Annotated in this window: 10 protein-coding genes; all 10 read right to left on the bottom strand. The window is 68.0% G+C overall.

Going from position 1 to position 13,544, the window contains the following annotated elements; translation table 11 throughout:
• Positions 1-255: 255 nt before the first annotated feature.
• The 10 genes from tkt to AC5P8D_RS14770 all read right to left on the bottom strand — a co-directional run bounded on the left by tkt (position 256) and on the right by AC5P8D_RS14770 (position 13,531).
• Positions 256-2,253, bottom strand: a complete 1,998-nt coding sequence (tkt, locus tag AC5P8D_RS14815; RefSeq protein WP_010484072.1) for a transketolase — start codon at positions 2,251-2,253, stop codon at positions 256-258.
• 215 nt (positions 2,254-2,468) lie between these two features.
• A complete protein-coding gene (locus tag AC5P8D_RS14810; protein ID WP_043403118.1) occupies positions 2,469-3,788 on the bottom strand; it encodes a dicarboxylate/amino acid:cation symporter in 1,320 nt (439 codons plus the stop codon).
• 57 nt (positions 3,789-3,845) lie between these two features.
• Positions 3,846-5,561, bottom strand: coding sequence for a BatD family protein (locus tag AC5P8D_RS14805; protein ID WP_495203447.1), 1,716 nt, complete (start codon positions 5,559-5,561; stop codon positions 3,846-3,848).
• Positions 5,558-7,396 (bottom strand): tetratricopeptide repeat protein, encoded by a 1,839-nt coding sequence (locus tag AC5P8D_RS14800; RefSeq protein ID WP_197602138.1) that lies wholly within the window; start codon positions 7,394-7,396, stop codon positions 5,558-5,560. The genes AC5P8D_RS14805 and AC5P8D_RS14800 overlap by 4 nt, the downstream gene beginning before the upstream one ends.
• Positions 7,393-8,397: a vWA domain-containing protein gene (locus tag AC5P8D_RS14795; RefSeq protein WP_019338744.1), complete on the bottom strand. Its 1,005-nt coding sequence runs from the start codon at positions 8,395-8,397 to the stop codon at positions 7,393-7,395. Before AC5P8D_RS14795 ends, AC5P8D_RS14800 begins: the two co-directional genes overlap by 4 nt.
• Complete coding sequence (locus AC5P8D_RS14790) at positions 8,394-8,843, bottom strand: DUF4381 family protein (protein WP_049481677.1); 450 nt, start codon at positions 8,841-8,843, stop codon at positions 8,394-8,396. Before AC5P8D_RS14790 ends, AC5P8D_RS14795 begins: the two co-directional genes overlap by 4 nt.
• Positions 8,840-9,769, bottom strand: coding sequence for a DUF58 domain-containing protein (locus AC5P8D_RS14785; RefSeq protein ID WP_049481676.1), 930 nt, complete (start codon positions 9,767-9,769; stop codon positions 8,840-8,842). Before AC5P8D_RS14785 ends, AC5P8D_RS14790 begins: the two co-directional genes overlap by 4 nt.
• Before the next feature lie 8 nt (positions 9,770-9,777).
• Positions 9,778-10,803: an AAA family ATPase gene (locus AC5P8D_RS14780; protein WP_019659996.1), complete on the bottom strand. Its 1,026-nt coding sequence runs from the start codon at positions 10,801-10,803 to the stop codon at positions 9,778-9,780.
• Between the two features lie 226 nt (positions 10,804-11,029).
• Positions 11,030-13,003: a type IV pilus secretin PilQ gene (locus tag AC5P8D_RS14775; protein WP_019659995.1), complete on the bottom strand. Its 1,974-nt coding sequence runs from the start codon at positions 13,001-13,003 to the stop codon at positions 11,030-11,032.
• A 21-nt stretch (positions 13,004-13,024) separates the two neighbouring features.
• Positions 13,025-13,531 (bottom strand): pilus assembly protein PilP, encoded by a 507-nt coding sequence (locus tag AC5P8D_RS14770; protein ID WP_010484064.1) that lies wholly within the window; start codon positions 13,529-13,531, stop codon positions 13,025-13,027.
• Positions 13,532-13,544: the final 13 nt, after the last annotated feature.

Raw genomic sequence — 13,544 nt, 5'->3', positions numbered from 1 at the left:
GCCACACCTTACACTCCGCAAATCCAGTATAGGTCTCTGCGCCGCGCTTGTTGACCATTTTTACTATTGAGGTTGTCTCGGCAGACTCTCCTTTTCGCAAGGAACGCAGGCCAGATGAAGAGGCCAACGCGACAGCGGCGCCGTCGGGCGGAACACGCCGTCCCCTTTTCTCGTCCACGCATGGCGTGGATCTACCCAGGAAAACGAGAAAGGCCGGCTTGCGCCGGCCTTTCCTTCATCACGCTGCGATGCTGCTTACAGCGCCTTGGCGGCTTCCACCACGTGGGCGGTGGTGATGCCGAAGTGCTTGTACAGCTGGTCGGCCGGGGCCGAGGCACCGAAGGTGTCAATGCCGATCACTGCACCGTCCAGGCCGACGAACTGGCGCCAGAAGCCGGTGACGCCGGCTTCCACGGCCACGCGCTTGCGCACGGCGTTCGGCAGCACCGATTCACGGTAGGCCGCATCCTGGCGCAGGAACACGTCGGTGGACGGCATCGAGACCACGCGGGTCTTGAGGCCGGCCGCATCCAGCTGGGCCTTGGCTTCAGTGGCCAGCGAAACTTCCGAACCGGTGGCGATCAGGATCACGTCCGGAGTGCCGGCGGCATCGGCCAGCACGTAGCCACCGCGCTCGATCTGGGCGATCTGCTCGGCGTTGCGCGGCTGGTGCGGCAGGTTCTGGCGGCTGAACACCAGACAGCTCGGGCCGTCCTGGCGGGTGATCGCGGCCTTCCAGCTCACTGCCGACTCGACCGCATCGCACGGACGCCACACGTCGTTGTTCGGGATGTAGCGCAGCGAGGCCAGGTGCTCCACCGGCTGGTGGGTCGGGCCGTCTTCGCCCAGGCCGATCGAATCGTGGGTGTAGACGTGGATGGCGTGGGCCGGGATCAGCGCGCTCATGCGCACGCCGTTGCGGGCGTAGTCGCTGAACACCAGGAAGGTGGCGTCGAACGGAATGAAGCCACCGTGCAGGGCCAGGCCATTGGCAATGGCGGTCATGCCGAACTCGCGCACGCCGTAGTACACGTAGTTGGCGTTGGCGTCGTCGCTGGCAACGGACTTGCTGCCCTTCCACAGGGTCAGGTTGGAGTGCGCCAGGTCGGCCGAGCCGCCGACGATTTCCGGCAACAGCGGGGCATAGGCTTCGATGGCCAGCTGCGAGGCCTTGCGCGAGGCGATCGTCGGGCCTTCAGCCGCCACCTGGGCGATGTAGGCATCGGCCTTGGCAACGAAGTCGGCCGGCAGTTCGCCGTGCGAACGACGGGTCAGTTCGGCGGCCTCGCCCGGGTACTGGCTGGCGTACTTGTCGAACAGCTGTTCCCACTCGGCCTGGCGCAGGGTGCCGGCGCCATTGGCGCGCCAGCCGTCGTAGATCGCCTGCGGGATCTCGAACGGACCATACTCCCAGCCCAGCTGCTTGCGGGTGGCTTCCAGTTCGTCCTTGCCCAGCGGTGCGCCGTGGCTGGATTCCTTGCCCGCCTTGTTCGGCGAACCAAAACCAATGGTGGTGCGGCAGCAGATCAGGGTCGGCTTGTCGCTCTGCGACAGCGCGGCCTCGATGCCGGCCTTGATGCTTTCCGGGTCGTGGCCATCGACGTCACGGACCACGTTCCAGCCATAGGCTTCGAAACGCTCCGGGGTGTTGTCGGTGAACCAGCCCTCGACGTTGCCGTCGATGGAGATGTGGTTGTTGTCCCAGAAGCAGACCAGCTTGTGCAGGCCCCAGGTACCGGCCAGCGACGCCGCTTCATGCGACACGCCTTCCATCAGGCAGCCATCGCCCATGAACACCCAGGTGCGGTGGTCGACCACTTCCAGCTCCGGGCGGTTGAAGCGCTGTGCCAGCAGCTTCTCGGCCAGGGCGAAGCCCACAGCGTTGGCGAAACCCTGGCCCAGCGGGCCGGTGGTGGTTTCCACGCCCGGGGTCTCATGGCGTTCCGGGTGGCCGGCGGTGTGGCTGCCCAGCTGGCGGAACAGCTTCAGCTGCTCGATCGGCAGGTCGTAACCGCTCAGGTGCAGCAGCGCGTACTGCAGCATCGAACCGTGGCCGTTGGACAGCACGAAACGGTCGCGGTTGAACCAGTGCGGATTGCTCGGGTTGTGGCGGAGGTAGTCGTTCCAGAGGACTTCGGCGATGTCGGCCATGCCCATGGGCATGCCGGGGTGGCCGGACTTTGCGGTTTCAACCGCATCGGCGGCAAGGAAGCGGATGGCGTTGGCCAACTGGCGACGGGTAGGCTGCGTCATGGTTCTGTCGGAATCGGGAGGCGGCCGCGGACGTGCGGGCGGCCTATTGTCCCATAGTCGCCGGGCGGGGGGTCGGTTCACCTTGCCCGGTCGTGCCGGCCGCTGGCCGGCACTTTCATGATCTCCGCCGGATTCCGCATGTGAAAAGGGGTCGGATACCTTTCCCTGCAGAAAGGAATCCGACCCCGATCAGGTCGCCAGCAGTGGCCTTGGACTCAGTCCTGGTGGGGCGTAAGCGCCGGGCCGTCGTGGGACTCGCCCTTGGCCACCAGGGTGGTCAGGGCCAGGTCGCCGGTCACGTTCAGGGCGGTACGGCACATGTCCAGGAAGTGGTTCACGCCCAGGATCAGGCCGATGCCCAGCGGGTTCACGCCCACCATCGCGCAGATCATCGCCACCACCGGCAACGAACCGGACGGCACGCCAGCGGTACCGATGCCACCGAGGATGCAGACCGCCATCACCATGATCTGCTGGCCGATGCTCAGGTCCACGCCAAAGAACTGGGCCAGGAAGATCACCGTCACGCCCTCGAACAGCGCGGTGCCGTTCTGGTTGGCGGTGGCGCCCACGGTCAGCACGAAGCGCGACACGCGCTGCGGCAGGCCCATCTGGTCGGCCACGCGCAGCGCGGTCGGCAGGGTGGCGTTGCTGGAGGCGGTGGAGAACGCCATCACCGTCGCTTCCTGGGTATCGCGGAAGAACGACAGCGGCGAGCGGCCGGACAGCCACACGGCGGTGCCGTAGGTCACGATCATGTGCAGGCCCAGCGCCAGCACCACCACGCCCACGTAGGCGCCCAGGCGGATGATCAGCTCGAAGCCGAACAGCGCGGCCAGGTTGAACATGAAGCAGGCCACCGCATACGGGGCCAGGCGGATGACCAGGTTGATCAGGGTCATCGAGATTTCGAACACGCCTTCGATGGCGCGGCGCAGCGGGGCGACCTTCTCGTTGTCGGTCAGCACCATGCCGATGCCGAACATCAGCGCGAAGAACATCAGCGACAGGATCGCACCGTTGTCCGATGCAGCCTGCAGCACGTTGCTCGGCACGATCGACAGCAGCATGTCCATGCCCTTCGGCGTGCCATGGATGCCAGCAACGATTTCCTTGCTGCGCTCTGCGTTCTCCGACAGCATCATCGCGGCGACCTGCGGGTCGACGCCGGCACCCGGCTTGAGCAGGTTGACCAGCACCAGGCCGATGCCCACGGCGATGCCGGACAGCAGCACGGTGTAGGCGAGGGTCTTCCAGCCGATGCGGCCGAGGGCGCGGATGTCGCCCATCTCCGACACGCCCATGATCAGCGCCGAGAAGATCAGCGGCACGATCAGCATGAAGATCAGGTTGAGGAACAGGCCCGACGCCGGGGTGGTGATGTAGTCCATTACCCACTTGGCACCGGCCTGCAGACCATCGACGCTGCCACCCAGGGCGTGCACGATCAGTCCCAGGATCAGGCCGATCGCAAAGCCGATGCCCATCTTCCAATGCAGGGGCAACTTCTTCTTGTCGGCAGCAGCTGCTGTCATGCGCGGGTTTCCTCGAAAAATGAATGCACTCTAACAAAGCGCGCAAGCGGCGCCGGTTCAGGTTCGCCGCGTTGGATACAGCGGCGCCAGGCCAGTGTCAGCGGCGCCGGTAGCCGCCGACCAGTGCGGTCCGTCACGGAAGACCCCGCGCAGGCGCGTGCGCAGCGGCGCCAGATCACCTTGCCCGCCCCAGCGGGCCTGTTGCAGGTCCTGCAGCACCTGGCGCTGGGCCGGGTCATCCAACCGCGCGATGACCTGCTCGATGCGTTCAACGCCGGCCATCGCGCACAGCTGAGCTTCTACCTGATCGAAGCCTTCACCATCCAGCGCGCGGCGCAGTTCGGCCAGGCCGGCACGTCCAGTCGCCACAGCCAGCACAGCCCCCCTGCCCGCCTCAGGCGTCGCCACGCGCGGGCGACGGCCACGCTGCCAGCCCCACAGCAGGGTCAGCAGCCACAGCAGCGCCAGGCCGATGGCGGCGCCCATCCATGGCCACGGACGCACGGCCAGGCCGCTGGCGCGCGGATCGGTGGCCGCGATACGGCTGTCCTGGCCATCGCCCCCCGGCAGCGCAGCATCTGTGTCGATCGGCGGCAGCGGCGCAGGTGAAGCACTGCCACCGCCATTACCGGCTGCGACGGCGAGTGTCAGGTCCGGCAGCTTCGCTTCCTGTGGCTTGCCCGCACGAACATCCCACCACGGCAGGCGCGGCCCCGGCACCACCAGCGAACCCGGCTGGCGCGGCACGATCGAATAACGGCGGGTGATCTTCAGGCGCGGCGTGCTGCCGTTGAAGGTCTCTTCGTACTGCGCCGGTTCGGCGAACACCTGTGCGGCGCTGCCGACGTCGGGCACCGGCAGGTCGGTGAACTGCGCGCGGGTGGCACCGTCGGCAATCGCCTCGACCACCACGTTGGCCGCCTCACCGGTACGTGCGCTGGTCGGTGCACTGGTGTAGCGCAGCTGCAGGCCCTGCAGCGGCAGCCACGGCTGCGGCGCCTGTGCCGGCTGTGCCTGTACCTGCAACGTGCGGTCGGCGCCGGTGGCATTCATCCGCCCGTCGCCGCCACCAAAGAAGTCGTCGAAGAAGCCACCGGCACTGCGCCCACTGAAACGCGCACCGGCCAGCCGAAGTGCACCGCTGCGCTCAGGAATCAGCAGGAAGCGCCGCTCGACCACGTTGTAGCGGCGGCCATTGACCTGCCGCACATCGGTGCGGTCATCGCCCACCCGCTGCAACGACGCACCTGCCGGGGTATCCAGCACCAGTTCGCCGGAGGCCAGCTGCGAGGCGAAATACAACCGCACCACCACGCCTACGCTCTGCTGCACATACGGCGTCTGGTCATCGACAACGGTTTCGATGAAGGCCACTGCGTTGCTGTCGGGGCCGGCCACGGCAGCGGCATCCACCTGCAGGGTCAACGGCGCAGTACGTACGCTGCCCACCTGCAGGCCCGGCACCACCAGTGCACCGCTACGCCGCGGCGTGAGTGCCACGCCATACAGATTGCGCTGCTGCATGCTGCCATTGCTCCACTCCACCTGACGGCTGCTGGTCTGGCCGCTGAGATCGAAGTCGGTACGCAACGGCGTGAAGTCTGGCGCGCCCTGATCGCTCTCGACATTGAGGGTAACCGTGTCGCCCATCGCGATGCGGTCGCGGTCCAGCCACGCGCGCGGCTGCGCCCACGCCAGCAGCGGCAGCCACAGCAGCAGTGCCGCCAACACCTGCAGCGGCCAGCGCCCGTGCATGTTCGTCGCCCGCGTCATCGCCCTTCCCTCTTCCTGCGTTCGTTTTCCAGCTGGAACTTGGCCCGCAGCAATGCGCCCGGATCATCCGGTACGCGCCGCATCCACGCCTCCACCGCCTGTTGCTCCTCGCGTTGGCGCGGGGTGGTGCCGTCGCTGCCTGGCACGGGCTTGCCATCCTGTTCGCCCTTGCCCTCACGTGCCTGCTGCATTGCCTGCTGCATGCGCTGGCGCTGCTGCTCATCCGCCTGCGCCTGCGCCTTGGCATCCTCCACCTGTGGTGGCGCCTGCTGTCCATCGCGGCCACGCTCGCCGGGCTGCGGGCTCGACGGGTTCTTGTCGTCACCGGGCCTGGGCTGCCCCTGCTGGCCCGGTTGCGGCTGGCCCTGGCCGGGATTCTGCTGGCCCTGCTGCGGCTGCTGGCCCTGCGGATTCTGCTGCCCCTGGCCGTTCTGCGGTGGCTTCTGCTGCCCGTTCTGCGGTGGTTTCTGCTGATCCTGGCCTTTGCCACCCGACTGCTTGCGCTTGCGCGCGGCATCGACCACGGCACGGTTGGCGACCGCGTCGGCCATGCCGGGATGCAGTGCCAGCGCGCGGTCGTAGGCGGCAATGGCTTCGTCGTAGTTGCCTTGGCGGGCCAGTGCATTGGCCAGGTTGTACCAGCCCGCATCGCTGTCGATGCCCTCGAACTGCTTGCGGGCACTGGCGAAATCGCCATTGCGGTACGCCTGCGCACCTTCGGCCAGACGCTGGTGCTGCACCTGGTCGGCGCGCTTCCACAGTGTGCCCTGCACCGGCGGTGAAGCCGGCACGGCGGGTGCCTGCGCCTGCACATCACTCATCCACGGCAGCAGGCCCACCGCCAGCACCGCCGCCAGCAGCGCGCGGCGGCGGAAGGCCAGCAGCGCCAGCAGCATCACCGGTGGCAGCAGCCAGAACCCTTCATCACGCCATTGCTTGCCCTCCCCGGGCCGCTGCGCCGCAGTACCTTCGCGTGCATCCAGTACACCCAGTGCGCGCAGATCACTGTCATCGGCGGCGATGCGGGCATAGCGGCCACCACCGGCCGTAGCCACCGCACGCAGGCTGCCTTCATCCAGCGTGGCCTGGCGGATCTGCCCACTGCCATCCCGGTACGCCGCACCGGCAGATGTGCCCAGGCCCAGTACCGACACCTGCAGGCCGAGGCTGCGCGCCTGCGCGGCGGCCAGTGCCGCTTCATCATCCGCCTGATCGCTGACCAGCAGGATCTGCCCCCGCAATGCCCCGATCTGGCGCATCAACCGCGTCGCCCAGTCGATACCGCGGTCGGCACGCTGGCCGTCGCGTGGCATCACATCCGGCGACAACGCGTCCAGATACAGCGCAACGTTGCTGCCGTCGTCGGTCAGCGGCGCCACGGTGTAGGCATCCTCGGCGTAGACCACCAGGCCCACCTGTCCGCCCTGGCGGGCACGCAGCAGCTCACCCACTTTCGCCCGGGCCTGCAGCAGGCGCGACGGCGGCAGGTCGGTGGCATTGATCCGGCTGGACAGATCCAGCACGACCAGCAGCGGTGCGCTGGCCTGGAACATCGGCTGTGCCTGCTGGCGCCAGCTCGGCCCGGCCATGGCCAGCGAGGCCAGCGTCCAGCCCAGCAGCACGGCCCAGGGCAGGCGTGCACGGCGGCGCGTGCCCGCAGCCAGCAGATGCGGCAACAGGTGGGCATCGACCGCTGTCCGCCACACATCGCTGCGCCGCTGCCGGTACAACGCCAGCGCGAGGATCAGCGGCAATGCCAGCAAGGCCCACAGCCATTCCGGGCGCAGGAAATGCAGCGCATTCCAGTCGGGAAGATGGGATGCCAACGCGATCATCGGCGGCGCTCCGGCCACACCCATGCCAACGCACCCAGCAACAACGCCAGGCCCAACGGCCAGGCATAGCGCTCCTCGCGCGGCCGCAGGCTTGGCCCCTTCGCCGCGATCGGCTCCAGCCGGTCCAGTTCGGCGTAGATGCCGGCCAGCTGCGCGGTATCGCGGGCGCGGAAGAACTGGCCGCCGGTCATGCTCGCGATCTTCTTCAAGGTGGCCTCGTCGACCGGATCCTGGTCGGCGGAAATGGGAATGCCGAACAGGCGCATGCTGCCATCGCCACCAAACGCGACGGTGTGGATGCGTACACCTTCGGCACGGGCCACTTCCGCCGCACGCAGCGGTTCAAGCACGCCGGCGTTGCTGACGCCATCGGTCAGCAGGATCAGCACGCGCTGTCCCTCGGGTTGGCTGCGCAGGCGTTTCACTGCCAGGCCGATGGCATCACCGATGGCCGTCTCGCGCCCGGCCAGGCCGACCACGCTGTCGCGCAGCTGGTCGCGCACGCTGGCCAGATCGGCAGTAAGCGGCGTAAGCGTGTAGGCGCGGTCGCCGAAGATCAGCAGGCCGATGCGATCACCGGCACGACGATCAAGGAAATCGGCGAGCACGGCCTTGGCCGCGGTCAGGCGATCCACCGCCTGCCCGCCCAGCACCATGTCGCCCTCGCCCATGCTGCCGGACACGTCCATTGCCAGCATCATCTGCCGGCCCTGCTGCGGCGGGGTGATGGCCTCGCCCAACTGCTGCGGGCGCGTGAGCGCGATGCACAGCGCGCACCAGCCCAGCCACAACAGCAGCGTGCGCAGCCACGACACATCGACGCGGCCGCCACCGGCCAGCGCTTCCAGTTCCGTCGCTGCATAGGGCACGCGCAGTGCAGCGCCGGGGTCGGCACGACGCTTCCACCAGCGCATCAGCAACGGCAACGGCAGCGCCAGCAGGGCCAGCGGCCACGCCAGCTGCAGGTCCGGCCATGGCCAGTAACTTGCCAGCAGGTTCATCGGCGGCGCTCCAGCAGCATGGCCAGGTAGCGCTCGCGCGCCCAGCTGCGCAGCGCCGCCACATCGTTGGCGTCCACTCGTGGGCGATAGGCACCTTCCGCCAGCAGGCTGCGATGTGCCGCGGGCAGCGTGCCTTCCGGATCCACGCGCTGCCACCAGGCGTCATCGCGCAGGGATTCACTGCCGGGCTGTGTCTGGCGTGCGGCGCGACGCAGCAGCCCTGCGATCGCCGCCAGTTCGGCAGCCGCATCGGCGGTGGTTGCCAGCTCCTGATCAAACACCTGCAACCAGCGTTGGCGGCGTCGGCGGCGCTGCCACCACAGGAAGGCCATCGCCACCAGCAACAGCAGCACCACGCCGCCGATCATCAGATAGCCCGGTGCCGGTGGCCACCATGATGGGGCCGGCGGCAGCTGCACATCGCGCAGCGGCAGGTTCGCGCTCATGCCGGCACCTCGGTGGGGGATGGTGCCAGCCAGGCATCGCTGGGCGCATCGGTGGACAGCACCTGCACATCGACGCGACGCGCTCCCAGCTGGCGCCGCAGTTCCTGCAGCGGTTCGACGAAGTGGGCCTGCCAATGAGCCTGCACCTCGCTGCGCCGCAGGTCGAGGCCGATGCGCTGGTGCAGGGTCTGGAACTGCAGCGCGGCCGACGGAGGCTGCAGTTCCAATGGATCGACCAGCAGCACCAGGCTGAGGTCATGGTGCTGGGCCAGCGCACTCCAGCGCGCAGGCGGAATACGGATGGCCTGCTGCGGATCGGCCAGCACCAGCACACGTGCACCCGGGCGCAGGACGCGACCGGCATGGTCCAGCGCGCGTTCCAGGCCAAGGTCATCGGCCGGGGGCTGCGCATACCAGCGGGTGAGCGCATCCAGCACGCGCAGCACGCCGCGCGGGCCTCCTGCCGGTGCGATCGGTGGTTCACGGTCGCTGCCACGCAGGGCACCGATGCGATCGCCACGACGTTGCGCCGACCACGCGGCGACGGCGCCTGCACGTGCGGCCTGCACCGATTTGAAGCGCACGCGGGTGCCGAAGTACAGGGCCGGCGAGGTATCGGCCACGATCAGGCTGACCCGCTCGCGTTCGGCCTGGAACAGTTTGGTGTGGGCACGACTGGTCCGTGCGGTCACCCGCCAGTCGATATGCCGCGCATCATCACCGGCCACGTACTCGCGTGACTCGGCATATTCCATGCCACGCCCACGCAGCGGCGACGGCGCCTGCCCGGCGTTGCCGGCACGGCCACGGCGTGGCGGCGGCGGACGCTGTGCAAGGCGGCGCAGGGCCACCAGTTCGGACAGCTGCGGGCGCAGCCCGTCACCGTCGCTGACGGAAGAGGCGTGGTGCAGGGATGGATCGGTCATGCGCAGGCTCAGGGTGCCGGCACCCGGGCCAGCAGCTCCTGCACCAGGCGTTCGCCATCCCAGCCTTCGGCAGTAGCTTCGTAGCTGGGCAGCACGCGATGGCGCAGCACGTCGGCCGCAACCGCACGTACATCATCAGGGGTGACGAAATCGCGGCCAGCCAGCCAGGCGCGCGCACGCGCGCAGCGTTCCAGTGCGATGGAACCGCGCGGGCTGGCGCCCCAGGCAATGCGGCGGCCCAGGCCAGCGTCATAGCGCGCCGGATCACGCGAAGCCAGCACCAGCTCGATCAGGTAGCGCTCCAGCGCCGGCGCCATGTGCAGGTCCAGCACTTCGCGGCGGGCATCGAACACATCCTGCATCGGCAGCTTTTCCGGCGCCGGTGCGGCTTCGCCCAGTGCGCCACGGGCGCGCTCGCGGGCCAGGCGCAGGATCTCCGATTCGGCAGCCTGGTCCGGGTAGCCGATGCGCACATGCATCAGGAAGCGGTCCAGCTGTGCTTCCGGCAGCGGGAAGGTGCCTTCCTGCTCGATCGGGTTCTGCGTGGCCATCACCAGGAACAGCGGCGGCAGCGCGTAGGTGTGGCGGCCAACGGTAACCTGGCGCTCGCCCATCGCTTCCAGCAGTGCGGACTGCACCTTGGCTGGCGCGCGGTTGATCTCGTCGGCCAGCAGGATCGGGTGGAAGATCGGTCCGGGTACGAATTCGAAGCGGCCTTCCTGCGGGCGCCAGATCTCGGTGCCGGTCAGGTCGGCCGGCAGCAGGTCGGGGGTGAACTGCACGCGGGCGAAGTCAGCCTCCAGGCGCGAGGCCAGCGCACGGATCGCCGTGGTCTTGGCCAGGCCCGGAGCGCCCTCCACCAGCAGGTGGCCATCGGCCAGCAGCGCGATCAGCAGGCGTTCGACCAGTGCCGCCTGGCCGACGATCTCGGCCGACAGGGCATCGCGCAGCTGGGTGAAGGCGCCATGCAGGCGGGAGGTGGCCGGCGCGGGCGGCGGCGAGACGGTTTCGGGCATCGGCGGTGGCAGGTTCATGGGGGCCTTTGACCGGCGCGGGACGGCACGGGTTCCCGACATCATCGCAGGGTGCCCTGCGATTGGCATCAAGAACGGCTGAACGGCCCATCCACGCATGGCGTGGATCTACTGGGCTATCCACGCATGGCGTGGATCTACTGGACATGGGCGGCGTGGATCTACGGGTGGAAACGAAGAAGGGCCGCGCATGGCGGCCCTTCTTCGTTTCTCGGGTGGCGCGGGCTCAGTTCTGCTTGGCCACGCGCAACACCTTCGGCGTCACGAACACCAGCAGCTCGGCCTTGTCCTTGTTGCGGCCGCGCTTCTTGAACAGGTTGCCCAGGAACGGCACGTCGCCCAGGAACGGCACCTTGCTGATGCTGCTGCGGTCGGTGAACTCGTACACACCACCGATGACCACGGTCTGCCCATCCTCGACCAGCACCGCGGTGTTGACCTCGCGGCGGTTGATCGACGGCACCGTGCCGTAGCCCTGCAGCTCGATCAGGCGGTCGACTTCATCCTTCTTCACCTGCATGTTGAGGAACACGCGGTTGTCGTTGGTGATGGTCGGGGTCACCCGCAGTTCCAGCACCACTTCCTTGAACTGCACGTTCGGGGTGGAGCCGGCGCCACCGGCAGCACCGGTGCCGCTGATGGTGACGTAGCCGATTTCCTTGCCTTGCTTGATCATGGCCTCGCGCTGGTTGGTGGTGACCACGCGCGGGTTGGAGATCACCTCACCTCGCGACTCTTCCTGCATGGCCGACAGCTCCACGTCCAGCAGGTAGCCTGCGTTGAGGATCGACAGCGCCAGCGAGCCCGGGTTGTTGGCTGCGGCCACCGGCAGGTTCCAGTTCAGGCCGCGCTTGATGGTCGGGCCGCTGGGAATAGGCGCCGGGCCGACGCTGCCGCCGGCCTGCCACTCGCGAATCGCCTTGGCGTTGGCCTGCGCTGTATCGACCTGCGACTTGCGGGTTTCGGCATTGGCATCCAGGCTGCCGCTGAAGTACACGTTGTCGCGGCTGCCGCTGATGCCGAACTTCGCACCCAGCTCGCGGGCGAAGGTATCGGTAGCGATGACAATGCGGCTTTCGATCAGCACCTGGTCAACCGGACGGTCGATCACACCGATCAGCTCACGCATGCGCGCGATCTTCTTCGGAATGTCGCTGATCATCAGCGTGTTGGTGCGCTCGTCGGCCACGATGCGGCCGCGCGAGGACAGGAAACCACTGTCTTCCTGCGACGAACCGCCACCACCGCCATTGCCGCCGCCACTGCCGCCGCCGATGCCCTTGGCCTCGGTCAGCGCTTTGAAGATCTGCGTGGCGCTGTGGTAGTTGATCTGGACGTAATCGGTGACCAGGTCTTCGCGGTTCTCGATGGCGATGCGCGCGTCTTCCTTCTCCTGCTCGAACTTGGCCAGCTCAGCCTGCGGAGCGACCCAGATCACGCTGCCATCGCGACGCTTGTCCAGGCCCTTGGCGCGCAGCACGATGTCCAGCGCCTGGTCCCACGGCACGTTGACCAGGCGCAGGGTCACATTGCCCTGTACCGAATCGGACGCCACCACGTTGAGATTGGATTCTTCGGCGATCAACTGCAGCACGGTGCGCACCGGCACGTCCTGGAAGTTGAAGGTCACCGGCTTGCCGGTGAAACCGCGCTGGCCGACAGCCTTGGCGGCCTGGGTGACGCTGCCGGCGGTGACTGCACCAACAGCGGCGGGCGCCTGCCGCGGGCTGATCTCCACCACGTACTCGTTGCCGCTCTGGTAGGCCAGCGACTCCACCGCGCCACCGGTACTGAGCACCAGCTGGGTACCGGCACCGGACGGCTTGGCGTCGATGCGCTGCACCGGCGTGGCGAAGTCGGTGACGTTCATCGGCTTCTGCAGGTTGGCCGGCAGCCGGGCGTTACCGACATCGACCACCACGCTGTTGCCCTGCGTCCGCAGGTCCGGCACCGCGCCCTGGCCGTCGAACTGAACGATCAGGCGCCCGGCGCCATCATCGCCGCGCTTGAAATCGATCTTGGCCACCGACAGGCCCGCCGGCGCTGCCGCCGGTGCCACAGTGGCGCCCACCGGCTTCTCGGCCGGTGCGGCGGCCAGCGCCGGAGCGCAGGCCAGCATCAGCGCGACTCCCAACGCGCTGACACGGTTCAAGGTAGAGCGCCGGATGGGACGCAGCCCCTTGGCTTGGTGAAAGGTCATCGTGCTATCCCCAGTAAACGATCATTGATCTTCAAGCGAGAGCGTTGCCGGCCGTTCCAGCCAGCCGCCCGCGCCATCCGGCACCAGTTCGATCAGCTCCACGTGGTCCTCGAAGACCGCCGTGACCCGCCCGTCGCTCTGCCCAAGGTACCCACCCGGGCGTACCCGGTAGGTCACCTTGTCCGGCCCCATCACCAGCGCCACGGTAGCGGCGCCGGTGCCGATGGTACCGACCATGTCCAGTGCATCCAGCGGGAAGCCTTCCAGCGGCTCCTTGCGCCGGTTCGGATCCGGACGCAATCCGCCATTCCCCTGCTGCGGATTGGTCCAGGCATCGGTGAACGGGTCGCGCAGACCCTGTGCGGAGTATTCGAAGGTCTCGAACTGCTGCATCACCGGCAGCGGCTCCAGCGGCTGCGCCGGTCGGGCACGCTCGCCTTCCACCCACTTTTCAAGGTTCGGCGCATCACCCGGCGTGCTGGTCACATCGCGGCCGCACGCGGCCAGCATCAGCACGACGGCTGCCATCCCACAACGCGCA

It is taken from the genome of Stenotrophomonas sp. YJH_SMC_101-4, assembly GCF_059370395.1.
This window is presented reverse-complemented; position numbering and strand designations above follow the sequence as displayed.

Excerpts from the sequence above, each read along its gene's own strand:
- AC5P8D_RS14780 (WP_019659996.1), bottom strand. The coding sequence starts at position 10,803 with ATGAACCTGCCACCGCCGATGCCCGAAACCGTCTCGCCGCCGCCCGCG.
- AC5P8D_RS14800 (WP_197602138.1), bottom strand. The coding sequence starts at position 7,396 with ATGATCGCGTTGGCATCCCATCTTCCCGACTGGAATGCGCTGCATTTC.
- AC5P8D_RS14810 (WP_043403118.1), bottom strand. The coding sequence starts at position 3,788 with ATGACAGCAGCTGCTGCCGACAAGAAGAAGTTGCCCCTGCATTGGAAG.
- AC5P8D_RS14805 (WP_495203447.1), bottom strand. The coding sequence starts at position 5,561 with ATGACGCGGGCGACGAACATGCACGGGCGCTGGCCGCTGCAGGTGTTG.
- AC5P8D_RS14790 (WP_049481677.1), bottom strand. The coding sequence starts at position 8,843 with ATGAGCGCGAACCTGCCGCTGCGCGATGTGCAGCTGCCGCCGGCCCCA.
- AC5P8D_RS14770 (WP_010484064.1), bottom strand. The coding sequence starts at position 13,531 with ATGGCAGCCGTCGTGCTGATGCTGGCCGCGTGCGGCCGCGATGTGACC.
- AC5P8D_RS14775 (WP_019659995.1), bottom strand. The coding sequence starts at position 13,003 with ATGACCTTTCACCAAGCCAAGGGGCTGCGTCCCATCCGGCGCTCTACC.
- AC5P8D_RS14785 (WP_049481676.1), bottom strand. The coding sequence starts at position 9,769 with ATGACCGATCCATCCCTGCACCACGCCTCTTCCGTCAGCGACGGTGAC.
- tkt (WP_010484072.1), bottom strand. The coding sequence starts at position 2,253 with ATGACGCAGCCTACCCGTCGCCAGTTGGCCAACGCCATCCGCTTCCTT.
- AC5P8D_RS14795 (WP_019338744.1), bottom strand. The coding sequence starts at position 8,397 with ATGAACCTGCTGGCAAGTTACTGGCCATGGCCGGACCTGCAGCTGGCG.